Here is a 26,999-nt window from a genome sequence, read left to right as displayed (position 1 = left end):
AAAGCAGGGATTTTTCTAACTTTTATGTATTTTTGGCAAACTTCTGATTAATCAGGCAGATCCGAAAATACTTTTGGTGAAATGGAGGTGTGGGAACCTGCCGCCATCAGCCTGTTGTCAGTTGTTTTTTGAAACGCCAAAAACGAAGGAAAACAAGATACAGATGAGACAATACAAAAAGTTTAATCTCGCATTGGGGTGGCTGACCTTCCTGATTTCAGCCATGGTTTATTTGTTGACCATTGAGCCGACAACCAGTTTCTGGGATTGCGGTGAGTTTATTGCAGCATCCTATAAATTATTGGTAGGTCACCCTCCCGGAGCACCATTCTTTATGTTGATGGGGCGCTTTTTTTCTCTTTTTGCTCCCGATGAAACTTATGTAGCTGCAATGGTAAATTCAATGTCTGCACTTGCGAGTGCCATGACCATTGCATTCCTTTTTTGGACCATTACTCATCTGGCCCGCAAAATCTTTGTGGATAATCAGGAGTCTCCCGAGGACTGGCGTTACTGGGCTGTTCTGGGAAGTGGTTTGGTCGGTGCCCTGGCTTATACCTTTACAGATACTTTTTGGTTTTCGGCTGTGGAAGGCGAAGTGTATGCCATGTCCAGTCTTTTTACGGCAGCAGTTTTCTGGGCCATCCTCAAATGGGAGAATGTGGCTCATCTGCCCCACAGCAACCGATGGTTGATTCTTATCGCCTACCTGATGGGATTATCCATTGGTGTACACCTTCTGAACCTGCTGGCTATTCCGGCCATTGTAATGGTTTACTATTTTAAGAAATTCGAGATTACCCAAAACAATACATTGAGGGCATTAGGTATCTCTGCCGTTTTGCTTCTCTTCATCCTCTATGGAATTATTCCCGGTGTTCCCAAAGTTGCCGGAGCTTTCGAACTGGCTTTTGTTAATGGAATGGGACTTCCGTTTAATTCAGGATTGCTGGTTTACGGAATTCTGCTCATTGGCGGACTTATTTTTGGAATTTACTACTCCTATCAGCACAAAAAGGTGGTTTTAAATACCGCCCTTACTGCTATTACGGTTATTATCTTCGGTTATTCCTCCTTTGCCATGATTGTTATTCGTTCTGCTGCCGAACCAACCATGGATCAGAACTCACCCAATAATGTGTTTTCTCTGATATCCTATCTCAATCGTGAGCAGTATGGTGATCGTCCGCTTTTTACCGGGGAATATTACAATTCAGTGATTGACCGGCAGGCATCACAGGCAAAGCAAGGGTCGCCTGTCAGAATTAAAAAGGACGGTAAGTACGAGATCGTTCAGTATCGTCCCGAGTATGTTTTTGACGACAATACCACTACCTTCTTTCCCAGGATGTACAGTCGTCAGCAGTCCCATATTTCAGAATACAAAAAGTGGGCGGATATCGAAGGACGTCCTGTTTCCGTTAGAGACAGCAACGGAGAGCCCAAAACCATTCAGCTGCCCACGTTTGGCGAAAACCTTAAATTCTTCTTTAATTACCAGATACGTCATATGTACTGGCGCTATTTTATGTGGAATTTCGCCGGTCGTCAGAACGATATTCAGAGTCATGGCGAGTTGCATCACGGCAACTGGATCTCCGGTATTCCTTTTATCGACAATGCCATGCTTGGAGACCAGAGTAAACTTCCCGATCACTTGAAGAACAATCCTGCCAGAAATGCTTATTATTTCCTGCCCCTTTTATTGGGGCTTATTGGCTTACTCTTTCAGTATGGCTCCGGCCGGCAGGGCAAGCAGGGTTTCTGGATCGTGATGCTCCTGTTTTTCCTTACCGGACTGGCCATTGTGTTGTATCTGAATCAGACTCCGCTTCAGCCCCGTGAGCGTGATTATGCTTTTGCCGGATCTTTTTATGCTTTCTCTATCTGGATTGGTCTGGGTGTACTGGCTCTGGTGGATGGTCTGCGAAAGATCCTCGGTGGCAGAAATGCAGCTCTGGCTTCCACTTTAATTGCACTTGGACTGGTGCCGGGCATTCTTGCGGCAGAAAACTGGGACGATCATGACCGGTCGCACCGGACTATTGCCCGTGATTTGGCCATCAATTATCTCAATACAATTGATGAAGACGGAATTATCTATACCAACGGTGACAACGATACATTCCCGCTCTGGTATGTTCAGGAGGTAGAGGGTGTACGTACGGATGTGAGAGTGTGTAACCTGAGCTATCTGCAAACCGACTGGTACATCGATCAGATGAAGAGAAAAGCCTATGAATCGGATCCTCTTCCCATCTCCATGACTCATGATCAGTATGTGACTGGTACCCGTGATATGGTTTATCTGATAAACAGAACTGAAGGAGCTCCTGACTTACAGGAGGCTATGGCTTTTCTGAAAAGTGATAATGAAAGAACCAAGCGAGTTCCCGGTTACAGTGAGGAAATTGAATATCTTCCTTCAAATTCATTTAGTTTGCCGGCCGACAGTCTCAAGTTGTTACAAAAGGATTTTGTTAGTGAGGAATATGCTCACCTGATTGATTCTGTGATGGAAATTAATCTCGGAAACAGGGATTATCTGCTCAAAAATGAGATGATTGTGCTGGATATGCTGGCTACCAACGACTGGGAACGTCCGATATTTTATGCTGTGACCGTAGGAAGCGATAATTATGTAGGACTGGATAAATATTTCCAGCTCGAAGGATTTGGTTACAGAATTGTGCCGATAAAAGGAAGTAATCAGCAGGGGCTCACCGGCAGGGTTGATACTGAAAAGGCCTATCGCAATTTCATGGAGGTTTACAATCTGGAAAATTTCAAGGACCCAAGGGTTTACCTGGATGAGAACCACCAGCGTATGGCCATCAATATCCGGAACAATATGGGGCGTTTGGCCACTGCATTGCTGAATGAGGGAAAGACTGAAAAAGCATTGGATGTATTGGATAAGGCGATGGAAGTACTTCCCGCCGACCGAATTCCGCACAATTATTTCTCCATTTTCCTGGCGGAAGGCTATTACAATGGCGGGGAGTTTGAAAAAGGAGATGAAATTCTGAAAGGGTTTGCTGAAGTGAACTTCCAGGAGCTGGATTATTTCCTTTCGTTGTCGCCGCGCAAACGGAATCGGGTAATGAACGACATTCGTCGCAATATGGCGATTTACGGAGAAATAGTTCGTACTGCTGAGAGTTTTGAGCGGGAAGAAATACTGGAGGGATTGGATCAGGAGTACAATTCAAGTCTTCAGAAAATGGGATTTTTTGAGTAATAGGAGTTCATGGATTGTGAGGCCCCCACTGTGGGTGAGATGGCTCTTTCCGGCCACCCTGTGGAGGGAAAATACACAGAAAAAACGTGTTTACCTCACTTTCGATGACGGCCCGGTGCCGGGAGTTACCCCCTGGGTTATTGACCAGCTGAAAGATTCGGGTGCAAAAGCGACGTTTTTTTGCATCGGCGATAATGTTAGAAAATATCCCGGAGTCTATGAAAAGCTTCTCCGGGAGAACTTTGACGTTGGTGCGCACGGGTTTGCACACCGGCCCGGTCATAAAACCGGGAGAAACCGGTATTTTAAGGATATTGACAGAGGGCTTGAATATGGTGGCAGGGTAAATTGGTTTCGACCACCTCACGGAATAATTTTTCCCTGGTGGGTGTCAGGAATTAAAAAAAAGGGATTGCAGGTTGTTTTGTGGGATGTTTTGTCATGCGATTATGACCGCTCACTTTCTCCTGCTAAGGTGGTTGATAATGTATTGAGTAATGTGAGGCCCGGATCCATTATTGTGTTTCACGATTCATTAAAGGCCTGGCCTAACCTGAAGGAGGCATTGCCCGCAGTTTTGAATTGGCTCAAAGCCAATGGTTATACAACAGAATTATTGACTTCTATAAACCAAAACAAGAGGAAATTATGAATATTTTGCTTCTGGGATCGGGGGGCAGGGAACATGCACTTGCCTGGAAAATGAGGGTAAGTCCGCTGCTGGATAATCTTTTTATTGCACCGGGAAACGCGGGCACCGGACTGATTGGAAAAAACCTGAATGTGGATCCCACCGATTTCAACGGGGTTAAAAATGCCGTAATCAAAAACAACATTGATATGGTAATTGTAGGCCCTGAGGTTCCGCTTGTTAAAGGAATTGTCGATTTTTTTCTGAATGATCCTGCACTTTCATCCGTACCGGTTATCGGTCCCTCGGCCCGCGGGGCCCAGTTGGAGGGAAGCAAGGAGTTTGCCAAACAGTTCATGGTTCAGCATAAAATCCCTACAGCCCGCTATCTGGCTGTTACTTCAGATACCATTGATGAGGGGGAGCGTTTCCTGAATACGTTGAAGTCACCTTATGTTTTGAAAGCCGACGGATTGGCTGCAGGCAAAGGGGTTTTGATTATTGATGATATTGACGAAGCAAAGAATGAGCTTCAGATGATGCTCAGCGGTAAATTTGGCAAAGCCAGTGACACTGTTGTGATTGAGGAGTTTTTGTCTGGCATTGAAATGTCGGTCTTTGTAGTTACGGACGGACACAGTTACATGCTTCTGCCAGATGCTAAGGATTACAAGAGAATCGGGGAAGGGGATACAGGCCTCAATACGGGAGGAATGGGAGCTGTTTCGCCCGTGCCTTTTGCCGATGAAGAATTCATGGAAAAGGTGGAGAATCGCATTATTAAACCCACCATTGACGGATTAAAAGAAGACGGAATCGATTACAAAGGATTTATCTTTTTCGGATTGATAAAAGTTGAAAATGATCCTTATGTGATAGAATACAATGTGCGGATGGGAGATCCGGAAACTGAAGTGGTGATGCCCAGGCTGCAATCGGATGTGGTAGAGGTGTTTAAAGCGGTTGCTGCAGGTCGTTTGAAAGATCTGACACCGAAGTTTGATCCGCGTACCGCGGTAACTGTGATGATGGTTTCCGGTGGTTATCCCGGAAAATATGAAAAAGGTAAAAACATTTTGGGCCTTGACCACGTAGAAGGCAGTATTGTTTTTCATGCAGGGACTACAAGCGGCAACGGAGTCCTCACGTCCGGAGGCCGTGTGCTGGCGATTACATCGCTTGGAAACTCTATTGATGAGGCGCTTGAGAAGTCCTATCGGAATGCAGAAAAAGTACAGTTTGAGAAGAAGTATTACCGAAAGGACATCGGGTTTGATTTAAAGTAATTAAAAAATGCTCTACAGGACGTTGCACAATAATAGCTTAATGGCTTTTATTCTTGTCCCTTTTATATTGCTCTTGTTTTGGGTCAGGGTTTTTCTTTTTGAGGGGGTTCAGCCAATTAGTTTCGATGGGATACATATGCCCTTGTGGGAGTGGCTGATTCGTCCTGTTTTTGGGCAAAGTGTATTTTGGGCAGCGGTGTTTTCCTATGTGCTTGCTGTCCTGACGGCTTTTACGGTCAACCGGGTGGTTGGCCGTTATGGTTTATTGGGCAGGCAGTCGGTCCTTCCCGCTTTGATTTTCGGATTGTTGGTCAGTGGCTTTTTGAGTGTGCAGCGTTTGCATATGGTATGGATGTTTGCACTGTTTTTCTTGCTTGGGATAGAGCGGATAATGGGAGCTCCTGCCTCCTCCCGCAAAGAAGTCAGATGTTTTGATGGAGGGGTGCTGCTTGGTATTGGTGTGCTGTTTTATGCCAAAGGGCTCTATCTTTACCCGATGATTGTGGTTGCAATGGGGGTGCTGAGGGTCCTTTCGGTACGTTCCTTTATCGCCAGTTTGCTCGGGCTTATTCTGCCTTTAATCCTGAGTGCAGGTTACTTTTTTGTTTTCTCCAGTGTGGAGGAGTTTGGGGTTTATTTTGTACTGAACCTGTTCAGCAATACCGGCCAGTTTGGTCACAATCTGGTTTCTCAAATTTATCTTCCTGTGGTTATTTTGCTTACTTTAGTAGGGTTGATTACTCTTGTGAGATATATTCCCACCCAGAAAATTATTACCCGAAAGCATTTCAGAGTGGTTGTGTGGCTGATATTGGTTACAGCTGCACTTTGCCTGACTCCCTATTTTTCAGTGGAACTCACACCCGTCTTGGCCATTGGGCCGGCAATTGTACTGGCTTTTTGGTTCGACAAGATGGGTGCAAAATTCTGGCGTGAATTTTTTCTTTGGTTTTTAGTGGTGGGTACAGCTGCTGTGCAGTTTTTTATGTAATTCATTTTTTACATAAGACAGATAAGGTGCAAGCAGGCTCAAAGTCATAAAAAAGTATGAGCACCTTTTGTTAACCTTATACATAAAACGCGGGTAGAGAGGTATTACAATTTCCCTGGGACGTTGCCCCAGGCTATTGCTTAAAGACCTTCGGCCTTAAAAGAACACGGCCTAATCTTGTCAAATCGGCTCTATGGATTTCTTGATATTTGAACATTTCATCACGAAGATTCATGAATAAATCAAGTTAAAGTAGTAGTTTGAATCTTCCAAAAGGAATAATCCGTGCTTTGAATAGTGCCTGTTTCTAACTGAATCAACGTAAAAACTGTTATGCTGTATTGCAAAAGTTAATTACATCCATTTCTGAATGGTGTGTTGCAAATCGTTTAATTTTACCGGTTTCCCGATGTAATCGTTCATGCCGGCTTCCAGGCATGCTTCCCGGTCTCCTTTAAGTACGTTTGCCGTCATTGCAATGATGGGGGTTGATATGCCTGCCTTTCGCAATTCCCGTGTGGCATCCAGTCCGTTAAGAACAGGCATCTGGATGTCCATCAGAATGGCATCAAAGGTTTCCTGGTTATTTACCAGTAAATCCACCGCTTCTGCTCCGTTGTTCGTAATAGTGGTTACCACGCCTATTCTGCTCAGCATTTTCTCTGTGATTTTCTGATTGATGGGATTGTCCTCTACCAGCAGAATTTTCTTATTCTCTTTGGGTTTGGATGAGAAGTTCTCATCTCCTTTATTCGTGTCGATACCGAATATCAGTTGATTGATGATGTGGAAAAGTTCTGTGTGTTTAATAGGTTTTTCCAGCACCATATCAAATCCCTTGAATGAATGTTTGTTTTGGGAGGTAAAAAGTAAGGTTTTTATTTTAGGGGCTGCCTCCTTTATCTTTTGAATTCCGGTCTCTTCATTGTTGCTAAAAATATGTGAATCAATCAGAATCAGGTCGAAATTTTTATCTCCCCGGAGTTTTTCAGAAGCCGATTTCTCATCGCTGACCGTTACCGGTGTTATTCCCCAGTTGTGAAACGCTTTTTTTAATAATAACAGGTTGGTTTTGTGATTGTCCACAATCAGGGCTTTCAGAGATTTCATTCTGGGATTTTTGAAATCATCCTGCTGATTTTTCTTGTCGGCTTTCAGGGGCACTGTGAAGTGGAATACGGATCCCGGATTCTCTTCAGACCAGGCAAAGTTTGGATTTGGACTTTCCACCCATATCTTTCCGCCCATCAATTCAACGAGCATTTTCGAGATGCTTGTGCCCAGTCCTGTTCCGCCATATTTCCGGGTAGTTGACCCGTCTGCCTGGGTGAACGATTCAAATATCTTCTCCTTTTTATCGGGGGGGATTCCAATTCCGGAATCTTCAATGGCAAAATGGACACTGAGGCTCTGTCCTTCCTGTTTCTCCAGGTCCACTTTTAGTACAACTTCTCCTTCCTGTGTGAATTTCACGGCATTGCCCATCAGGTTGATAATGATTTGGATAAGTCGTCCTTCATCTCCGAGCAGATAGGATGGAATGGTCTCTTCCACAGAAGCTATGAGTTCCAGGTTTTTATCGTGGCTTCTGAAGGCCATTTGGTCCAGCAGGTAATCAACTGTCGATCGTATGTTGAAAGAGTAAGATTCAATTTTCATTTTTCCGGCTTCAATCTTTGAGAAGTCCAGGATGTCATTGATAATGTTGAGGAGATTGTCGCAAGAGCGGCTGATGATGGTGATGATGTTTTGCTGCTCACGATTGAGTCTGGTTTGTCCGAGCAGCTCTGTGGCACCAATAATTCCATTCATGGGGGTGCGGATCTCGTGGCTCATATTGGCCAGGAACTCCGATTTTGCCTTATTGGCTTCTGCTTCGCGGTGTTGCATCTCTTTTTGGGCCGAGATGTCCATGAATGCTTCGAGGCGCACCTGTTGGTTGTTTATCTTCAGGGGAATGATGTTTTTCAGGATCACTCGGGAGATGTTGTTTTCCCTTACGTTCAATCTCTCTTCCATAGTGGAAATGGTCAGGCCTGATCCATCATCTTTGTAGTGTTCGTGTTTGATGGTTTCAAAGAGTTTGTTGTATCCCTGATTTTTCACCTCCTGAATGGCGTCCTCCAGGTTATCAAATCCCATGATGGTGGCCGCTGTAGAGTTGATCTGCACGATATTCCGGCTTTCGTCGGTAATGAGGATACCCACCGGCAGGTTTTCGGTAATGGTTTTCAGCGTTTCTATTGATTCGCGGAGCGATTGTGTCAGCAGGCGTTTTTCGGTTACATCTTCTTTGATGGCGATGAAGTTGGAAATGGTATTTTCATCGTTGAGCACCGGGGTAATGTATATTTTATCCCAGGTAGTTTCTCCTTTTTCGTTGGTAGATCGAATTTCGCCGTTCCAGGTACGGCCTTCCTGAATGTTTTCCAGCAGGATTCTTGCAAATTCATCGTTCTTGTCCGACTGTAGCAGATGGAGACTTGTGCCCTCAATTTCTTTCTTGGTAAGGTTGTTTTTTTGTTCAAACGATTTATTCACGTATTCAATAATGCCATTTGTATTGGTAATCATGATGGAAACCGGGCTTTGTTCCACCGCCTTTAAGAGTTTGACATTGGTCTCTTCTGCCTTACGTCTGTGCAGGATAACCAGTCCGATCTGATTGATGATGATAAAGGTAATTCCAGCTACGAGGAGGGAGAATATGATTAAGCTCAGGTATTTTATCCACGAATATCTCTCAAATACAAAAATGCTTCTTTCGTTTAAGTCAGAGATGGTTTTACTGATCTGAAAAGAGATCTGATTTTCTATTTCATAAATTCTGGAAAGAATGCTTTCTGCCTGTTTCTGGTAAAAACTGATGGATTCCAGATTTTCTTTAGCTACCGGTGCAGTGCCTGCCATTTGTCCTTTCAAAGAGCCGGTTATCTTGGCACTTAGTGATTGCAGTTCGTAGAGCATGGATGGAATGTCACGAATCTCCGGAATGGTTCCGGTATATTCATCGGCCCGGTAGTCAATTATTTCTGCTATTCGGTCTGCATTTTCCATGTTTACCGCTTTTATCACGGTAATGCTGCCCCCTTTGTCGAGTTTTTCCAGCATAGTCAGGCTTCTGTTGATGTTTTGCCTGATTCTGTTTTGAAGATTGCTAAGTTGCTGTGGATGTGAAACGGAAGAGTATGATTTGAAATCCAGGTTGATGTTAAGCAGATTCTCTTTCAGTAAAGCTTCTATTCTTTGCTTTTGTTCCTGATTCCTTATTGTGTTTTGATAATGGATGGTATAAGTTTTGTCGAAATAATTGCCAATAATGAGGATGGAAGCAATGGTAAAGATGAATATACCCAGCAAAAGATATAATTTGTTGATCAGGGGTTCTTTAAAAAGTCCGCTGCTCTTTCCGAAAGGAAGCCTTTTTAGAATTTTTTTACTTGTTTTCAGGACCAATTTATTGCGTTTTTGAGGTCAGGAATTTGTTGAACTGTCTGTTATGATTAAGGTTTATTACACCAGCTGGATGTTAACAAGTGATGGCATATTATAAGGTTAAATATGTGCTTGTCGATAAACTAGGTTTTTGTTTAGTGTCTGATCCCCAAAGTCCGTTTGCATTGTTTACTACCGACTGCCGCCTAACGCTTAAGCGGTGGCGCAAGCCGCCAAAAGAACCGGTTATTCTCCGGCAAAGTGCATTTTGGCAGCAATAATGCGAAGCAAGTGATGCTTTATGGGCATGCTCAAGATAGGGAATTAACATGTGAAAATAAAGCTACGCGCACTAAAAATCATATCGGTTGGCGAATTCCGTATTTTTCAAAAATTTTTCGGGCGTTTTTTTTATTCAGGCTTGAGAGAAACTCCACTGCTTTCTCTTTTTGTTTTCCTGTGTTAAGTAGTACAGCCACAGCAGGAAATGTTTTGTGTGGAGATGCTATGGAGAGGGTGTCCACCTGTGTTCTGATGCTGTTGGTGAGATAATCAGATTCCCAGGCTATGGCAAGTGATGCATGGTTATTAGCGATGTTTCTTACGAGGCTTCTGGAATCAGCAGTCAGAAAGAGCACCGAATTCATTACCTGGTCATAGATCTGATGTTTTTGCAGGAGTGTTCCGCTGGAGAACCCCAGCGTGCTGCTTTCGGGGTTGGCCAGGATAATTCCGTTTGCAGGAGTTGTAAGAGATTTCAGCTCACCGGTAAGCTTTAGCGGGTTTTTCTTGGGCACGATGAACACAAGAGTTTGATTTCCCACAGATACAGAGTCTGCGATTATTTCCGGGGAAGTCAGCAATATTTTATCGATGGCTTCTCTGGAATCAGGAATGAATATGTCTGCCTCTCGTCGATAATGGATGAGATTAACCAGGTTTCTTGCGCAATCGTTCTGGATACTAATATGAAGGCCGGTGCTGTCTTCATATTCCTGAACAATTTCCAGGATGGGAGCCAGAATTCCGTTTTCACAATAGATAATAATATCCGGATCGTCTTCTTTGTCGCTGGTTTTGCCTGTATTGCAGGCTCCGGTGAATAGAAGAACCAGTAAGCTGAAGAGCACAAAAGGGAAAAGGTTTAGCAATTTCCTCCTGATCAGTGATTGGTTATTGTAAAGACGCTCTCTCTCTGTTTGATGGTTGCCAGGCATGTTTGTAACGTTTCAATGTTGTCTCGGAAATGGATGGCAGGTTGGTGTAATTATTCAAACCTTTAAGGTTTTACATCCTGCCGGGCGGTTTTGTGCAAAAATAATTATTGGTCAAATGCAAGTTACAACCATAATAATTTTATAATCACCTGATTAATCACAAAAACCGTGCTGTTGGTCAAATGTTGGCGGTATGCTATAGAAACGAAAGAGGGTCCTGAATTATTGTTATTTCACTTTTCGACTTAGGAAGTGCCTTCTAATCCAGCGCGGAACCATAAATGTTCCGAATATCAGATAAGGATAATAGCTGACCATTCGCCACATGAATGCCATGGCAATACCTGTCCCCACAGGGATAAAGGCTGCAAGAAATTCTTTGAATACATATTCTGCGAAGCCGCTGCCACCCGGGGTGGGACTGATAAGCATCATAATCCACATGACCAGCTGCTTGGCAAATACGTGAAGGTGGTCCTCCCAACCGAGCCATTTAACGCCAAGGAAAGTTACAATCAGCGTGTTGACAACCCAATAACGAGAGGTCCAGCTGAAAAATGTTGCTCCGAATGCTTTCAGCCATTTTGAAAACGGCCATCCGCTAAATTCTTTGGAGGTTTGAATGAGGTCTGTGCCAGATTCATTGGCTTGAGGGCGCCATTTGCGGATGATGGGCAATTTGAAAATCATCAGAAGCAGCCATTTCAGACCTCTGGGATTGATGAACAGTCCGTAGCTGAGAATGAGTGTGTAGAGCAGTTTTATGGAATATCCTCCCATGGCCAGCAGGAAGAAATTGTTTTTGTACCATGGCAGAGCTGCATCGGCCGCATCCAGAATGAAGATGTCTGAGCGACCCAGTAATAACAGGATAATAGGAAAGGCAAGTATGAAATAGAGTTCATCCAGAAAAGAGGTAACCATTACTACAGCAGTGCTTCGCCCCAGGCGCACTCCCTCTTTGTTGAGAAAGAATATGGCCACGCTGGTCCCACCTATGGCAGAGGGGGTAATGGCGGAGGTAAACTCCCAAAGCATTATGATGTTGAACGCTTTCTTCCATGACAGCTCATTATTGGTCAGGATACGGATACGCATCATGTATCCAAAATCTCTGACTGCCATTAACGTAAAAGATACCAACAGCCAGAAAACAGACCAGAAAGTAAACCGCACAAAGCTAAAACTGCCGGGTTCGAATTCCCGATACAGCAAAAAACCTGTAACCGATAAGCCTATCAGAATTGGAAGGATTATCTTGGTGGGGTTAATACTTTTTATGATTTTACCTGAGTTGTCTGTCATGCTTATTTACTGAATGATTGAGCGATCAATGATGTCTGAAATTGCAGGTAATTGATGCTTGTTGTTGGAGAGACAAATTTAAGGCTTACATTTAACAACCGAAAGACGCGGTGTTAAACTTTCTGAAAATGATATTAATAAAAACAAAAAAAACCGGACCTTCTGTCCGGTTCTTTGTATATTTAGTATAACAAACGTGGAGATGAGGGGAGTCGAACCCCTGACCTCGTGACTGCCAGTCACGCGCTCTAGCCAACTGAGCTACACCCCCGGTTTTCGAGTTGCAAATATAAATGAAAATCGGGAAACAGGCCAAAGGATTTTCGAAAAAAATGTGGTTTGGATTGGTATTTGTTACGTAATTACTGTTAAGGTGTTGAAATTTAGCGATGAAAGGTTTTTTTTGGGAAGTTCTTTTTTCTTGAATGATTAAAAAGAACCGTTAAAATTGCTTGGATTTGATTATAAAATCCTATTTTTAGCCTCTCAAAATGAAAGACGACTTTTGTTCGTTAGATTTTGGAACATTGAAAAGCAGTAAGAGACATTAAATTTTAGGCACCAAAATTCGATTTTTATTATGGAAGTAAAAAAGTCGCCCAAAGCAGATTTGGAAAGCAAGAAGTCAGTCTTCATGCAGATTGGACTTGTTGTGGTGCTTTCTCTGGTTTTCATCGCCTTTGAATGGACATCAACTGATGCTGATGTCAATGAAGGGTTTAAGATTGAAGAGGAGGAAGTAGAGGAGGAGATCATTCCGATCACCACCCAGGAAGAAGTGAAACCACCACCGCCGCCGCCACCACCGAAAGTTACAGATGTATTGAATATCGTGGAAGACGATGTGGAACTCGAAGAGGAGCTTGTTATTGAAGATACCGAGGCTACCGAAGAGATGGAAGTAGATTTTTCCGATATGGAAACAGAAGAGGAAACAGAGGAAGCTCCCGTATTCTTTATTGTGGAAGATATGCCTGAGTTCCCAGGTGGAGATGCTGCTTTGCACAAGTACCTTGCAACGTCCGTTGATTATCCTGTAATTGCTCAGGAAAACGGAATTCAGGGACGTGTGTATGTGAAGTTCGTTATTAACACCGATGGTTCTGTAACAGATGTTCAGATTGCCCGTGGTGTTGACCCGAGTCTTGACAAGGAAGCCATCCGGGTTGTTAAGAGTATGCCTAAATGGAAGCCTGGTAAGCAAAGGGGTAAATCGGTAAGAGTATCTTACACTGTGCCCATCAACTTTGTGCTTCAATAATAGCATTTTAAGGTTAAAATATTAAAAAGCCCGGTTTTTTCCGGGCTTTTTTAGTTTTATGCTAATTCCATTGCTTCGCGAAGGAATATTTTTTCCTCTTCTTTTTGATGAAATCAATTACTTTTGCATCTGATAAATATTGCACAATACTATGAACGACCTGATATCGACAGAAAAGGAACTTGAAAAAGTTGTTTTAGTGGCCATTCGTACACCTGACGTTTCTGAACGGGAGGTGGAGGAGTATCTTGATGAACTGGCTTTTTTGGCTGAAACGGCAGGTGCCATCCCTGTGAAACGTTTCGTGCAGTCGCTACCTATGCCCGATAAAAGGTATTTTGTAGGAAGCGGAAAGCTTGAAGAAATAGTGGAATATGTGAAGGTTCATGAAGATGTTGATTCTATTATATTTGATGATGAACTGACACCTTCTCAGTTGAGAAACCTGGAGGGTGCTTTCAGAAGACGGATTCTGGATCGGACCAATTTGATTCTCGATATTTTTGCACGCCGTGCCCGCACTGCACATGCCAAGACACAGGTAGAGCTTGCCCAGTATCAATATCTCCTGCCACGCCTTACCCGAATGTGGACACACCTTGAGAGACAGCGCGGAGGTATTGGAATGCGTGGTCCCGGGGAAAAGGAGATTGAAACAGACCGTCGGATTATCCGTGATAAAATTTCCAAGCTAAAAAATGATCTTCAGAAGATTGATCGTCAAATGGCAACTCAGCGGAAGAATCGTGGTAAACTTGTGCGGGTGGCCCTGGTAGGATATACCAACGTGGGAAAAAGTACACTGATGAACACGCTTGCCAAGAGTGAAGTGTTTGCTGAGAATAAGCTTTTTGCGACCCTTGATACCACCGTTCGCAAGGTAGTGGTGGGTAATCTGCCGTTTCTTTTGGCAGATACGGTAGGTTTTATCCGGAAATTGCCGCACCACCTGGTTGAGTCGTTCAAATCAACTCTTGATGAAGTGCGTGAGGCAGATATATTGCTCCATGTGGTGGACATCTCACATCCCGGTTTTGAGCAGCAGATTGAGGTGGTGAATAAAACCCTTCACGAAATTGATGAGCGGGAAAAGCCCATGGTTATGGTTTTTAATAAGGTGGATGCTTTTACCTACACGGAAAAAGAGGAGGACGATCTTACTCCCGAAACGCGTGAGAACTATTCCCTCGATGATTTAAAGGAGAGCTGGATGGCTAAGGATACTAAGAGTATCTTTATTTCAGCTAAGGAAAAGACAAATTTCGATGAATTCAGAGAGTTGTTGTACCGCGAAGTGGTAAAAATTCATGTTACCCGTTTTCCGTTTAATGATTTTCTTTATCCCGATATTGAAGCGGAATAGCAGGAGAGAGGGATAATTAAAACAAAAATCTCTCTCTACCTGCCCAATTTTCTGATGTTAAAGTGTTCCCACCAGCTCTGCAATCACTTTGGTCATTTTGGGTTCTGCCGCTGCTGCTACTTCCTGAACTTCCTCATGGGAGATTTCCACAATTTGTCCGGGGACGCCGGAGTCGGTGATGATGCTTACGCCAAAACAGGTCATGCCGGCATGGCGGGCTACGATGACTTCAGGAACGGTTGACATTCCCACGGTGTCGCCGCCAATTACCCTGAAAAATTTGTATTCAGCTGGTGTTTCAAAGGTTGGGCCTGCAGTCCCCACATACACCCCCGTTTTAAGCTCTATGTCATTGTTTTTTGCAATTTTGAGGGCTCTTTGGGACAGTTCTTTGCTGTAGGGTTCACTCATGTCGGGAAAACGGGGCCCCAGTTCATTATGGTTTCGACCAATGAGGGGGTTGTCTCCAAACATATTGATGTGGTCGGTAATGACCATGATGTCGCCAACTTTAAAGTCAGGATTCAATCCACCGCTGGCATTCGATACGATGAGATGGTCTATTCCCAAAGCTTTCATCACGCGTACCGGAAATGTTACTTCCTGCATATCGTAACCTTCGTAGTAATGAAAACGTCCCTGCATTGCTACGATTTCTGTTCCCCGGATAGAGCCGAAAATCAGGCGTCCCTTATGGCCTTCAACTGTTGAGACGGGAAAGTTGGGAATGTCACCGTAAGAAACGGTTTCTTTTATTTCAATTTCCTTAACCAGACCGCCCAGTCCGGTTCCCAGTATGATGCCCACCCGGGCGGAGGTCTTGTGGTTTTGCTTAAGAAACGTTGCTGTTTCCTGAATTTTCTTCAACATAACTTTTTACGGTTTTTATAAATGTGTTCTGTTCATTAAAGAGTATTTTCAACTCAATGGGAAGATACCAAATTTTTTTGGATAGACTGTCAGGCAGGTTTTTATGCCGAAGTCTAACTGCATCTTTTTCTGTGGTGATAACGATGGAGTCGGGTCCCATTTTCTCCAGCTTGGCGTTGATTTTTTTTATATCGGTGTCTGAGAAATCATGGTGATCAGGGAAGGTTATTTTTTCGAGTTCCTTAGTATAGCCTTCGACATGATTAAAGAATGGGGCAGGGTTTCCGATACCTGTAACAGCGAGTACCGGTTTGTTTTCTTTGCCGAACAGTTCCCGGGTATCGGTGCTTTTGAGTGATTTCAGATAATCGTAACCTATCGTGCTAAAGAATACTTTTTGTTGAGCTGTTGGTTTAAGCTTTCGCAGTATTTTGTCCTTTTCTGTTTCACTCAGGTTGTGTGGGCATTTGTTGACCACGATGATGTCTGCTCTTTTTTTTCCGGCAAGAGGTTCTCTCAGATTTCCGGCCGGCAGACAAAAGTCTTTGTAGATTGGGCGGTAATAATCGGTGACAAGAATGGAAAGTCCGGGGGATACGGCTCTGTGCTGATAGGCATCATCGAGCAGTATAACTTTTGGGGGAGGATTTAGTTGAAGCAGGTAATCCATTCCCCGGGTTCGTTTTTCGGCCACCATAACGGTGAGATCCCGAAATTTTTGCATGATCTGCAAGGGCTCATCTCCGATGGTTGAGGGAGAGGCATCGTCTTTTGCATGGATCGGCCCTTTTGTCTTTCTGCCATAACCCCGACTCAGAAGGGCACAGTTGTAATCCGGAGTCAGCGTTTTGATTAACAACTCGGTCAGGGGAGTTTTTCCTGTTCCGCCTACGGTGAGATTGCCGACAGAGATGAGCGGAACCGGGTAGGCGGTACTTTTTTTAATCCCGCTGTTGTATAGTGCATTGCGGATGGATGTTACCAGGCAATACAGCAACGAAAAGGGGAAAAGTAAAATCCGGAAGGCGCGTATCATTCGTTGGCTATTGGATAACAAAGGGCGCATAAAGTGAAACGACCTTATGCGCCCTCTGCAATAAAACAGTATTGTTAATTGATTGAGATTTCGTATGGAACCCGTGCCTGAATGGGGTATGACTCCTTCAGGTTTTCAATTGTTTGCATATACTTCAGGTATTCTGAGTTTCCAAAGAATACGGATTTCATATAGGCCGAAGCATTACCGGTCAGATCTTTTATCAATTGCTCAAATGGAGGCAATACTTCCGGCAGTTCCACTATTCGGTAGTTGTCAGCAATACCGGCTTTTTCAGCGGCAATATCTACGGCAGTGTCGATTCCGCCCAATACATCCACAAGGTCAATTTCAAGGGCATTTTCGCCACTCCAGACGCGTCCCTGCCCGATTTCATCGATGGCGGCTTTGGTGGTTTGCCTTCCATCGGCACAACGCTGAAGGAAAAAGTCATAAAAATGCTCAATGTAGGCCTGCATAATCTCCTTTTCTTCAGGACGGAACGGGCGTGTCAGAGCCGGCATGTCAGAAAATTTATTGGTATTAACAACGTCTGTTGAGATGCCTACCTTGTCAAGCAGTCCTTCCAGGTTTGGGATGGTTCCAAAGACACCAATGGATCCTGTGAGGGAGTTTGGGTGGGCAACGATGGTATCTGCAGCACAGGCTATGTAATACCCTCCCGATGCAGCCAGATCACTCATGGAGACAATCAGTGGTTTGGTGTCAGCAGTTAGTTTCACTTCTCTCCAGATAATCTCAGAGCCCATTCCGGAGCCGCCGGGTGAATTGATGCGCAAAACCACCGCTTTGATGGAAGAATCACGACGAGCCTCACGAATGGTACGCGACAGGTCTTCAGAATTGATGCCATCCTGACCTGAGTCAATGGCTCCTTCGGCATAAATAATGGCCAATTTATTCTTAGCAATTCCTTTTTTGCCGTCAGACACATAGGCTTTTGCATATTGTCTTACATCAATGCTGTTGAGGTCTTTGGTATAATCGGTTTTTGTGGAGTCCTTCAGTTCATTGAGCACTTGATCTTTGTACTTCAGATCATCCAGCAAACCTGATTTCAGAAGAAAGTCATCGGTTTGGAACATGGGAACCTGATTGGCGATTTCATTGAGCCTGTCGGGGGCAATATTCCTGACTTCTGAGATTTTTTGTGTGATGTGATCCCACATTGAATTCACATAGGTCTCGGTCTGGAGTCTGGCCTCATCACTCATGTTGGTACGGGTAAATGGCTCAATGGCTGATTTGAATTTGCCATGGCGAAACACCTGAACATCAACACCCAGTTTTTCCAGCGTGTTTTTGAAGTAGGTGTGTTGTGACGAGATACCCTGGAAATTAAGCATTCCGGCTGGAGGCAGATAGATGCGGTCGGCAGCTGATGCCAGGTAATAAGATTTTTGGGAATAGACCGGGGCAAAGCTGATGATAAACTTACCGGTTTTTTTGAAATCCAAAAGGGCATTGCGAATCTCTTCGATGGTGGCGTGACCTCCCATTACCAGTCCGGATTCAAGATAGATTCCTTTGATCCGGTCGTCGCGTTCGGCTTTTTTAATGCTTGAGAGGATCTGATTCAAGCCCATTGGGGCGGCTTCGCCCGAAATTTCAGCAAAAATCTGTGCGAATGGATCGTCGGCAAGTCTTTCAACGATAGGACCGTCCAGCTTGAGTACAAGCAGTGAGTTGTCCTTGACGGTTACTTCCTGAGAAGTTGAAGCTGCAAGAATGCCAACAAAAATAAAAAACCCGAGCGTCAGGATGGTGATGGAAACCACTGATCCTACAATGACAGCAAGGGTGTACTTGAGAAATTTCTTCATGTTTGTTTTTTTAGGGTTATTTTCTTGTTTAAGTTAAAGACAGGAATTGTTTAGTAAAAATAATAGATTTAAGACTTGTCTGTTTTCTTCAAAAGTCATTCTTTTACAAATTTGCGAAAAATTATTTATTTGAAGGTGACAGAATTCAGCTTTTCATCAAACGATGCACACTTATGTCAAATGTAATTCTGCTTCTCGGAGGAAACCGGGGGAATACAGAAAATGTCTTTAAGCAGGCTTTAGCGCTTCTTGAACAACGTATAGGGCTTGTTCAGCGCTGCTCTTCCCTTTATAAAAGTCCTCCATGGGGGTTTGAGGATGACCAGTGGTTTTTGAATCAGGTGGTTTTTGTGGAGACGCGTTTGGAGCCGCAGGCGGTATTGGTAGAAACCCAGCAAATTGAACGTGACATGGGGCGCAAAAAAAAGACGACCACTCATTACGAGGGTCGCCTTCTGGATATCGATATTTTATTTTATGATCACATCGTAATCTCTTCACCACTACTCACTGTTCCTCATGAGCGTTTGCATTTGCGACGTTTTACACTGCTTCCGTTGCAGGAACTTGCACCGGACTTCATACATCCGGGGATGAATAAAAGTATTGCAACATTGCTGAACGAATGTCGGGATGAGTCGGAGGTGATAAAGCTGTAAGCTGCTTTTACAGTTTGGGGCCGTAAGCCAAATCTCCCGCGTCTCCCAGTCCCGGAACAATGTACGATTTAGCGTTGAGTTCATCATCAACAGTGGCCAGCCATAGTGTTACAGGTTCGTCACCCAGTTTCTTCTGAATATACTCCACACCTTCCTGGCTTGCCACAATGCTCACCAGATGCACATGCTTGGGGGTTCCGTTGGCCTGAATAGCTTTGTATGCCAGTTCTAAAGAAGATCCGGTAGCCAGCATGGGATCGGCCATAATTACAATTTTATCGTTGAGATCGGGGGCTGAAATGTACTCAATATGAATGCGGAACTCTCCATCGTCGGTGTATTTTCTGAATGCTGAAACAAAGCCGTTTTCTGCCCGGTCGAGATAATTAAGCAGCCCGTTGTGGAGTGGTACTCCGGCCCTGAGAATGGAGGTTACCACCACTTGTTCCTGAGGCAACCACTCTTTGGCAGTTCCCAGTGGTGTAGGGATGTCGGTTTCTTTGTAGGTTAATGTTTTACTGATTTCCAGGGCAAAGATTTCGCCAATTCTTTCCAGGTTTCTGCGAAAGCGAAGGGGGTCGTGCTGAATATTAACGTCTCTTAATTCTGCTACAAAAGTGCTAAGGATGCTGAAGGGTTCATTAATGAGTTTAATTTCCATTTCCCGATTTTTATATGCAAAAATAATGTTTAAGTCTGAATTTTCCAGTTTGATCTATTTAAAAAAGAGCCGTTTTAAATTAAAGAGCAGATTTTTTTCTTTTGCCCATTTAAGGGGTTGAGGTAGTTTGTTTATTGTAACAGCCAGATAATTAGCTGGAGTGGCACCGAATCGATGATTGAAAGTAGCCACATTGGGAATGACAGAACCTGCAAAGTCCAGTGTTTTTTCTTGTTCTGAGTGTTCTTGTATAAACTTGTCAATAATAGCAAATGAGGTTTTATGAAATCTTCCCCGGGCATTTGCAAGATGAAATGCTATGATGCGTTTGTTGCCAATAAGGAAGAATGCTCCTCCAATAAGGTTGTCATTTTCCCAAACTGAATATGTCTTTCCCATGTTTTTATTTAGTGCTTGATGAGTCATTTCTTGTATGCGGATCCGACTTGTATGAGACATAAAAAGTTCAGGTCTTTTTTTACCTAAATTTTCAAGAAGAGAAGTGTAAACAAAAGATGCGGGATTGGAGTCAATTTTTAAATTTGTGGAATGAAAATGTTTAATATTGCGTTTATGGGACTGCGAAAAATGGCGGTATAAATTTTTATAACTATCTGATAAATTTAATTCATAAGTTTGTTTTATTTTGCTTCCCTGATGTAGTGAGGTTGGGACTGTTTTTATGGCTCCGTTGTAGTTTATGAAATGATACTTTGAAAAGGCAGAATGATTCAGAATGCCTGGGAAAAGACTTATTATTTCAGATTTATTCGAAAAAAGCCCTAAAGTTAAAACTCCTTCCGGCATCTGAATGAAGTTAAGGCCAAATTGCTTTCTTGCCGGGAGAGGCATTATTCCATCATAATTTCCCAGTATTAACCCCATCCAATTTGGAGATAGATGATCCAAAACCCAGCTGTAAGCCAGAGGGCTTTCGTTAAGAGCGTTTTCGATACATTTATCCCAGCGGCTGGTATTTATCTTTGCTCGGGGCAGCAACGCTACTGAATATCCGGCAAGCGTCTCTTGTGTAGATGTTGGAAAAGCATTTGGTGCTTTGGACATTACAAAAATCCTTTTTTATATCTGAGGCATTGATGTTGATCAAACATTATCAGTGAGGTCAGTGCTTCGCATGAAAAGGGAACTTCAAGTGTGAGGTTGCTTTCACAGTTGCTTTCTATCAGTTGATTGATGGCTTTAAATACACCATGTGATCGGCGTCCTTCCTGATTTTCTGTGCAATCGAACAGGAAAAGTCTGTTGTTGGATTTTATCAGGAAGACTGCTGCAATTAGTTCATTCCTCGAGGAGTAGGTGGCGTATATGCCTGCGCTTTTGTAACGGATCGCATAATTCATTATTCGTGTCAGTTGCATCTCTTCGGTGGCTCCTTTTTTATTTTGTCTTCTTCGGAAAAACATATATTCATCACTCCTGATCGAGCGCATCACAAAAGATCCGTCATTTTTAGACAGAGCTGCGTTTGCCTCTTCGCTATACCGCTCTTTTATCTTTTTATAGGGAGTAATCAAATCGAGTACCGGAACTTTTACGGTCCGTTTCCGGTTGTATTTGGTAAGTCGGTTCAGGTGGTTTAAAGTAAGAGAGATGTTGGCGTATGGGATGCTGTGAAGAATTGCTTCGACTTTTTCGGCGGGCAGGTGATTAGAAGAAAAAACACCAAGGAAAGGAGTCATGCGGGGCTGGCTGACCTTTGCAATTCCCATTTTGCGGATTAAGGGTATCGGACACACGGTTTCATAGTCTCCTTCTATTAGCAGTTCCCATTCGTCACAGGTTTGATCCATATACCAGGAGTAGGCAAAAATATTGGCATTGAAAGATCTTTTAAGTGCATTGTCATATCTGAGGCGGTTTATTTCCTGGTTGTGTAAGTGTTGAATTTTCATGAAAATGAGTATCTAATGGGGTTTTTTCAAATAATGAAGGATCAGAGGATGCCCTCATCGGCAAAGCTAAAATAATGGTTTTCGGCAATAATTACATGGTCCAATACATGAATGTCGAGAATTTTTCCAGCTTCGGCAAGTTTTTTAGTGATGGAGATGTCGGGCTGGCTGGGTTTGCGATTTCCGGACGGATGATTGTGGCATAGAATGATGGAAGAAGCGTGCTGATAAAGGGCTTTTTCCATGATTAGCCGCACATCAATGACGGTTCCGGCGATTCCTCCCTTGCTGATGTTGAAACGTGTCACCACTTTGTTGGCCTGATTGAGCACGAGAATCCAGAACTCTTCATGTGGCAGATCGGCTAAAGCCGGACTCATCAATGCAAATACATCTTCGCTTTTTCTGATTTGGGGTTTCTCTAAGGGGGAGGCCAGCTGACGTCTTCGGCCCAGTTCCAGTGCTGCAACAATGGTAATGGCTTTGGCCTGACCAACGCCGTGATAACGTTTTTGCAACGCATCAATGGTGCTTTTGCCCAGTTCGTTGAGGTTGTTGCGGACATCACCCAAAATTTTTCTTGAGAGCTCAACGGCTGACTCTTTGCGACTTCCGGATCCTATGAGGATGGCCAAAAGCTCTGCGTTGGAAAGTGATGCGATGCCTTTTTGTATGAGTTTTTCGCGGGGGCGGTCTTCAATGGCCCAGTTTCGGATGCTGGTTTTTTGATATTCTTCCATCCTTCTTTTTTTAGCACCAAATCCCGGCAAAATAGAAGATCCTGAGCAGGGGGTTGGGCGGGTTAATGAATTGTAAGGTTAAACCGGTTGATGCAATATACAAAAAAAGGAACAAAAAAAGGTCTTCCCAATATGGAAAGACCTCAGCAGTCCCTAGGAGAATCGAACTCCTGTTTCCAGGATGAAAACCTGGCGTCCTAACCACTAGACGAAGGGACCGTAAAAAGGCTTAATGCTTAAGCCAGCTTACTGATGTGGTTTGCCAAACTTGATTTCAGGTTTGACGCATTATTTTTGTGAATAATGTTCTTTTTGGCAAGCTTGTCGATCATAGAAGTAACCTGAGGATACATTGATTCAGCTTCTGCCTTCTCTGTAGTGCTTCTCAGCTTCTTGATAGCATTACGGGCCGTTTTGGCGTAATACTTATTGTGAAGCTTACGCTTCTCAATCTGACGAACTCTCTTCTTTGCTGATTGATGATTTGCCATCTCTAATCCTTGCTAATTGTTACAAATTTTTCTTTTAGCAGTCCCTAGGAGAATCGAACTCCTGTTTCCAGGATGAAAACCTGGCGTCCTAACCACTAGACGAAGGGACCATTTCGTTGCGCAGATGAAGTGTTCTTTTTCAAATGCGGATGCAAAGATAAATCAAATTTCACTTCTTGCAAATTTCGGGTATGAAAAAAGTGAAAAAAACTGCTCTCTTTTTTAAATTTTTCATGAGGCTGTTTGGTAAAGGTTTTTTAGTCAATGTTTTGTGGGTTTTTGTGTTTTGAAATGAATAATTTTTGTCGGTTAATGTTATGTCGGGGTATTTAGTGCTTGTCCATACAAGTCACATTTGCTTCCCGGAAGGATCCGGGCAGGCTGTTACGTCATTCCCTGAAAGGACTTATTTAGAGGCTGCTGAAAAGTTGGCAAACCAATTTATTACATTTTAAATTGTCTGAATTTTCTTTAGGGCAACGTTTTTTCTCTCAAAAACGATTCTTCAACAGGCCAACGGCCTGAGAGCAATAGCGTGGGGCAAGGCCCCAGGAAAATTTGTTACAACTCTTCCCTCCTCTCATTATTGGTCGCGTCGCGACCAATAATGAGAGGAGGGGATTGATGCTTTATAGAGCTGACTATTGCTGTCAGGCATTCAGTCTTTTTACATTTTACCCGTCTTATGCATAACGTGGCCTGGACTTCTCTTTCCCGGAATTTATTTATTGTGTGTGATTGACATTGTGTTACACGCAGATGAAGCAAAATATCGATGTTGTGTCGTTGTTTTTAAGTGACTGGCAAATAAATTTTTAAAAAATGTGTGTGCGTACACACAAAATGATTAATTTTGTTGCAGGAAAAAAGAATTATCCAATTAAATAAGGAGCCATTATGACAGAGTCAACATTAAGGAGTCACCTGGAAAAGGTGCCGGTTAAAGTTTTCAGCGATCGTGATGAAGGATCAGCATTTGTGGCAAGAGAAATAGCCTCATTGATTAAAGAAAAGAATAAGCTTAATAAAACAACGGTTCTGGGATTAGCCACCGGCAGTTCGCCGTTGTTGTTGTATAAGGAATTGATCAGGATTCATAAAGAGGAGGGGTTAAGCTTTAAAAATGTGATATCCTTTAATCTGGATGAATATTATCCCATGGGTCATGAGGATGTGAATAGCTATCACAGGTTTATGCAGGAGAATTTCTTCTCTCATGTGGACATCCTTCCCGAGAATGTTCATATCCCTGATGGGACATTGTCCCGGGAGCAGATAGAGGGGTATTGTCGCGACTATGATAATAAGATAAAATCGCTGGGTGGACTGGATATTCAAATTCTGGGTATTGGACGCAGCGGGCATATAGGGTTTAATGAACCCGGCTCGCAGGCAGGCGATGAAACGCGACTGGTTCATCTTGATGAGGTAACCATTGAGGATGCAGCCAGGGATTTTGGAGGTAAAGAAAATGTACCCCGAAGTGCCATTACGATGGGAGTGAAGTCCATCATGCAGGCTGAACGAGTTTACCTGATGGCGTGGGGTCAGGGTAAAGCGGAGGTTGTAAAAGCCGCGGTGGAAGGACCAGTGACCGCTGAGCTTCCTGCCTCTTTTCTGCAAAATCATCCGGATGCCTTATTTGTGGTTGATCCAGCTGCCGGGGCTCAACTTAGCAGAATTGAGACACCATGGCTGACGGGTGACTGCGAATGGAATGATACCATGCGGAAAAAAGCTTTGATTTGGTTGTCTAAGCAGACCGGGAAACCTATTTTGAAGCTTACTGAAGCCGATTACAAAGAGTGGGGTTTGAAATCTCTTCTTCAGACCGGAGAGAAAGCTTACGATTTGAATATCGAGATTCATAATATGTTGCAGCAAACCATCACCGGATGGCCGGGAGGAAAACCCGGAAGTGATGACAAGACTCGTCCTGAGCGTTCTGAGCCTTTCCCCAAAAGGGTAATTGTATTCAGTCCCCATCCGGATGATGATGTTATTTCGATGGGTGGCACGTTTATCCGTTTGGCCGAGCAGGGTCATGATGTTCATGTTGCGTATCAGACATCGGGTAATATTGCCGTTTTTGATGACGATGCTTACAGGTATTTGGATTTTATGCGCGGCCTTTCCCGTCAGATGTCATTATGCGAGACAGATATTGAGAAGTTCTATAATGAGATTACCGGTTATCTGAAAGAAAACCCGGGGAATGGGAATAGTCATCCATCTGTTTTGGCCATTAAAGGACAAATCAGAAAGGGAGAGGCTATTGCTGCCAGCCGTTTCAGTGGAGTGAAAGAAGAGAACATCCATTTTCTGGACCTGCCGTTTTATGAAACCGGGAGTGTGGAAAAAAGCCCTGTTTCGCAGGCCGATATCGATATAATTGTAGATTTGTTGCGGAAAGTGAAGCCTCATCAGATTTATGCTGCCGGTGATTTGCAGGATCCTCATGGTACACATGCGGTTTGTCTGCATGCCATTTTCGATGCACTTAAAGTTATCAGAGAAGAAGAGTGGGCCAAAGATTGCTGGGTATGGCTCTACCGTGGTGCATGGCAGGAATGGGATATTGAAGATGTAGAGATGGCAGTGCCCATCAGCCCCGATGAGCTCAAGAAGAAAAGAATGGCTATTTTTAAACACCAGTCACAGAAAGATGAACCTGTTTTCCCGGGAACTGATTCTCGCGAATTCTGGGAGCGTGCCGAAGACCGGAACAGAGAGACGGCTCAGCTTTATGATAGTCTTGGACTTACAGAATATGAGGCCATTGAGGCTTTTAGACGATACAAATTTTAAATCTTGAAAGAAATCTATTATGAGTAATCAAATTGCATCTGAAAAGAGAGGCAGCACACAGTTGGTTGCACTCGCCATTTTGGGGATGATGTTTTTTTCCATCGGGTTTGCCCTCGGAATTAACAGTTATCTGATACCACTGCTGAAAAGCGAGCTGAGTATTAGTTCTGCTGAATCGTATCTGGTGCTGGCAGCTACCTTCTCCGCATTTCTGATTTTTGGGTATCCTGCATCCTTTGTGATTGCCCGTATCGGTTACAAAAAGACCATGGCTTTGTCATTCCTTTTGTTCTCCATCGGCTTTTATCTGTATATTCCTTCGGGACAAATGGAGAGTCTTCCTTTGTTTTTGGCAGCTTCATTTTTGAGTGGTATGGGAAATACCTTTCTTCAGGCAACAGTAAACCCTTATGTGACCATTTTGGGGCCTATTGATAGTGCCGCACAGCGAATGAGTATTATGGGAATCCTGAATAAGCTGGCATGGCCTGTAGCACCGTTATTCCTTGCTTTGGTGATTGGAAAAAGTGTGGATCAGGTAACGTTCTCCGACACTACCTTGCCTTTCTACATCATCATTGGGGTATTTCTCCTTTTGGGGTTGATTGCATTGATTTCACCCCTTCCGGAAGTGAAAGCAGTTGGTGAAGATGAAGAAAGTGCCGATGACTGTCCTTATGCCGCTAAGAAGACATCAATTTTTCAGTTCCATCACTTATTGTTAGGTGTTCTTGCCCTGTTTTTCTATGTGGGTGTTGAAACGGTTGCGCTGGGGACATTGGTTGATTATGCCGAGAGTCTGGGACTCGCCAATCCTGAATGGTATGCATGGATTGCCCCGGTAGGAATGGTAGTTGGCTATATTGCCGGTATTATTTTGATTCCCAAATACGTCAGTCAGTCAAAGGCTTTGGTAATAAGTACGGTTACCGCAATCGTGGGGTCTTTTATGGTGGTTCTGGCGCCTGAGGAAATTTCAATTTTCTTCGTAGTGCTTATTGCACTTGGAGCTGCGTTGATGTGGCCTGCTATCTGGCCGCTGGCTATGACGGATCTGGGACGTTTTACCAAAGCAGGTGGATCACTGATGGTGGTCGCTATTGTTGGTGGTGCATTAATACCTACCTTGTATGGCTTTCTGAAGGATATGTTTGGAGCACAAAATGCATATTGGCTTTGTCTTCCTTTGTTTTTGTATATCCTTTATTATGCCTTAAAGGGACATAAAGTCAGAAATTAAAAAAATC

Annotated in this window: 20 protein-coding genes and 3 tRNA genes; 9 read left to right on the top strand and 14 right to left on the bottom strand. The window is 43.6% G+C overall.

Translation table 11 applies throughout. The features are described from left to right. Nucleotides 1-163: 163 nt before the first annotated feature. From BY457_RS02170 to BY457_RS02155, 4 genes are read left to right on the top strand one after another with little or no spacing between them, the layout of a single operon-like run. Entirely contained in the window at nt 164-3,241 is a 3,078-nt protein-coding gene (locus tag BY457_RS02170; protein WP_106151693.1) for a glycosyltransferase family 117 protein, read from the top strand. Next, on the top strand, nt 3,234-3,893 hold the full coding sequence (locus BY457_RS02165) for a polysaccharide deacetylase family protein (protein WP_106151692.1): 660 nt from the start codon (nt 3,234-3,236) through the stop codon (nt 3,891-3,893). Before BY457_RS02170 ends, BY457_RS02165 begins: the two co-directional genes overlap by 8 nt. Continuing rightward, complete coding sequence (purD, locus tag BY457_RS02160; RefSeq protein WP_106151691.1) at nt 3,890-5,158, top strand: phosphoribosylamine--glycine ligase; 1,269 nt, start codon at nt 3,890-3,892, stop codon at nt 5,156-5,158. Before BY457_RS02165 ends, purD begins: the two co-directional genes overlap by 4 nt. Before the next feature lie 40 nt (nt 5,159-5,198). Then, nucleotides 5,199-6,149, top strand: a complete 951-nt coding sequence (locus BY457_RS02155; protein ID WP_106151690.1) for a hypothetical protein — start codon at nt 5,199-5,201, stop codon at nt 6,147-6,149. A gap of 354 nt (nt 6,150-6,503) precedes the next feature. Here the strand turns inward: BY457_RS02155 and BY457_RS02150 are convergent, their stop codons facing one another. The 4 genes from BY457_RS02150 to BY457_RS02135 form a co-directional block, all read right to left on the bottom strand. Then, nucleotides 6,504-9,605 carry a PAS domain-containing hybrid sensor histidine kinase/response regulator gene (locus tag BY457_RS02150; protein ID WP_106151689.1) on the bottom strand — a complete coding sequence of 1,034 codons (3,102 nt, stop codon included), beginning with the start codon at nt 9,603-9,605 and terminating at the stop codon, nt 6,504-6,506. Nucleotides 9,606-9,943: 338 nt separating this feature from the next. Then, nucleotides 9,944-10,801 (bottom strand): substrate-binding domain-containing protein, encoded by an 858-nt coding sequence (locus BY457_RS02145; RefSeq protein ID WP_106151688.1) that lies wholly within the window; start codon nt 10,799-10,801, stop codon nt 9,944-9,946. Between the two features lie 228 nt (nt 10,802-11,029). Next, nucleotides 11,030-12,106: a lysylphosphatidylglycerol synthase transmembrane domain-containing protein gene (locus BY457_RS02140; protein WP_106151687.1), complete on the bottom strand. Its 1,077-nt coding sequence runs from the start codon at nt 12,104-12,106 to the stop codon at nt 11,030-11,032. A gap of 197 nt (nt 12,107-12,303) precedes the next feature. After that, nucleotides 12,304-12,377, bottom strand: a tRNA-Ala gene (locus tag BY457_RS02135). Nucleotides 12,378-12,686: 309 nt separating this feature from the next. Here BY457_RS02135 and BY457_RS02130 point away from each other — a divergent pair. Next, nucleotides 12,687-13,367 (top strand): energy transducer TonB, encoded by a 681-nt coding sequence (locus BY457_RS02130; RefSeq protein WP_106151686.1) that lies wholly within the window; start codon nt 12,687-12,689, stop codon nt 13,365-13,367. Between the two features lie 151 nt (nt 13,368-13,518). Beyond that, nucleotides 13,519-14,730, top strand: coding sequence for a GTPase HflX (hflX, locus tag BY457_RS02125; protein WP_106151685.1), 1,212 nt, complete (start codon nt 13,519-13,521; stop codon nt 14,728-14,730). A gap of 57 nt (nt 14,731-14,787) precedes the next feature. Here hflX and BY457_RS02120 read toward each other — a convergent pair whose 3' ends face one another. The 3 genes from BY457_RS02120 to sppA all read right to left on the bottom strand — a co-directional run bounded on the left by BY457_RS02120 (nt 14,788) and on the right by sppA (nt 18,480). Beyond that, a complete protein-coding gene (locus BY457_RS02120; protein WP_106151684.1) occupies nt 14,788-15,600 on the bottom strand; it encodes a purine-nucleoside phosphorylase in 813 nt (270 codons plus the stop codon). After that, nucleotides 15,563-16,636, bottom strand: a complete 1,074-nt coding sequence (lpxK, locus tag BY457_RS02115; RefSeq protein ID WP_106151683.1) for a tetraacyldisaccharide 4'-kinase — start codon at nt 16,634-16,636, stop codon at nt 15,563-15,565. Before lpxK ends, BY457_RS02120 begins: the two co-directional genes overlap by 38 nt. A gap of 74 nt (nt 16,637-16,710) precedes the next feature. Then, nucleotides 16,711-18,480 (bottom strand): signal peptide peptidase SppA, encoded by a 1,770-nt coding sequence (gene sppA / locus BY457_RS02110; RefSeq protein WP_106151682.1) that lies wholly within the window; start codon nt 18,478-18,480, stop codon nt 16,711-16,713. A gap of 173 nt (nt 18,481-18,653) precedes the next feature. On the opposite strand from sppA, the gene folK reads away from it, so the two are divergent. Then, nucleotides 18,654-19,139 carry a 2-amino-4-hydroxy-6-hydroxymethyldihydropteridine diphosphokinase gene (folK, locus tag BY457_RS02105; protein WP_106151681.1) on the top strand — a complete coding sequence of 162 codons (486 nt, stop codon included), beginning with the start codon at nt 18,654-18,656 and terminating at the stop codon, nt 19,137-19,139. A gap of 7 nt (nt 19,140-19,146) precedes the next feature. Here folK and upp read toward each other — a convergent pair whose 3' ends face one another. From upp to BY457_RS02070, 7 genes are all read right to left on the bottom strand, one after another. Next, nucleotides 19,147-19,800 (bottom strand): uracil phosphoribosyltransferase, encoded by a 654-nt coding sequence (gene upp, locus BY457_RS02100; protein ID WP_106151680.1) that lies wholly within the window; start codon nt 19,798-19,800, stop codon nt 19,147-19,149. Nucleotides 19,801-19,854: 54 nt separating this feature from the next. After that, a complete protein-coding gene (locus BY457_RS02095) occupies nt 19,855-20,865 on the bottom strand; it encodes a hypothetical protein (protein WP_258176518.1) in 1,011 nt (336 codons plus the stop codon). Beyond that, entirely contained in the window at nt 20,865-21,713 is an 849-nt protein-coding gene (locus BY457_RS02090; RefSeq protein ID WP_106151679.1) for a hypothetical protein, read from the bottom strand. The genes BY457_RS02095 and BY457_RS02090 overlap by 1 nt, the downstream gene beginning before the upstream one ends. A 41-nt stretch (nt 21,714-21,754) precedes the next feature. Continuing rightward, nucleotides 21,755-22,453: a RadC family protein gene (gene radC / locus BY457_RS02085; RefSeq protein WP_106151678.1), complete on the bottom strand. Its 699-nt coding sequence runs from the start codon at nt 22,451-22,453 to the stop codon at nt 21,755-21,757. A gap of 147 nt (nt 22,454-22,600) precedes the next feature. After that, nucleotides 22,601-22,672: transfer RNA gene (locus tag BY457_RS02080), tRNA-Glu, on the bottom strand. A 17-nt stretch (nt 22,673-22,689) separates the two neighbouring features. Next, the gene (gene rpsT, locus BY457_RS02075; protein ID WP_010664886.1) at nt 22,690-22,944 is read right to left on the bottom strand and encodes a 30S ribosomal protein S20; all 255 of its coding nucleotides are present in this window, start codon (nt 22,942-22,944) and stop codon (nt 22,690-22,692) included. 38 nt (nt 22,945-22,982) lie between these two features. Beyond that, nucleotides 22,983-23,054: transfer RNA gene (locus BY457_RS02070), tRNA-Glu, on the bottom strand. Between the two features lie 787 nt (nt 23,055-23,841). Here BY457_RS02070 and nagB point away from each other — a divergent pair. Together nagB and gluP are read left to right on the top strand one after the other, a co-directional pair. After that, a complete protein-coding gene (gene nagB / locus BY457_RS02065; RefSeq protein WP_106151677.1) occupies nt 23,842-25,752 on the top strand; it encodes a glucosamine-6-phosphate deaminase in 1,911 nt (636 codons plus the stop codon). A 19-nt stretch (nt 25,753-25,771) separates the two neighbouring features. Further along, the gene (gene gluP / locus BY457_RS02060) at nt 25,772-26,992 is read left to right on the top strand and encodes a glucose/galactose MFS transporter (protein WP_106151676.1); all 1,221 of its coding nucleotides are present in this window, start codon (nt 25,772-25,774) and stop codon (nt 26,990-26,992) included. Nucleotides 26,993-26,999: the final 7 nt, after the last annotated feature.

The sequence above is a fragment of the Marinilabilia salmonicolor genome, assembly GCF_003003035.1.
In the GTDB taxonomy this organism is placed as follows: Bacteria; Bacteroidota; Bacteroidia; order Bacteroidales; family Marinilabiliaceae; genus Marinilabilia; species Marinilabilia salmonicolor_A.
Note: the sequence above shows the minus strand (reverse complement) of the source record. Positions and strands in the feature narration are given on the sequence as shown.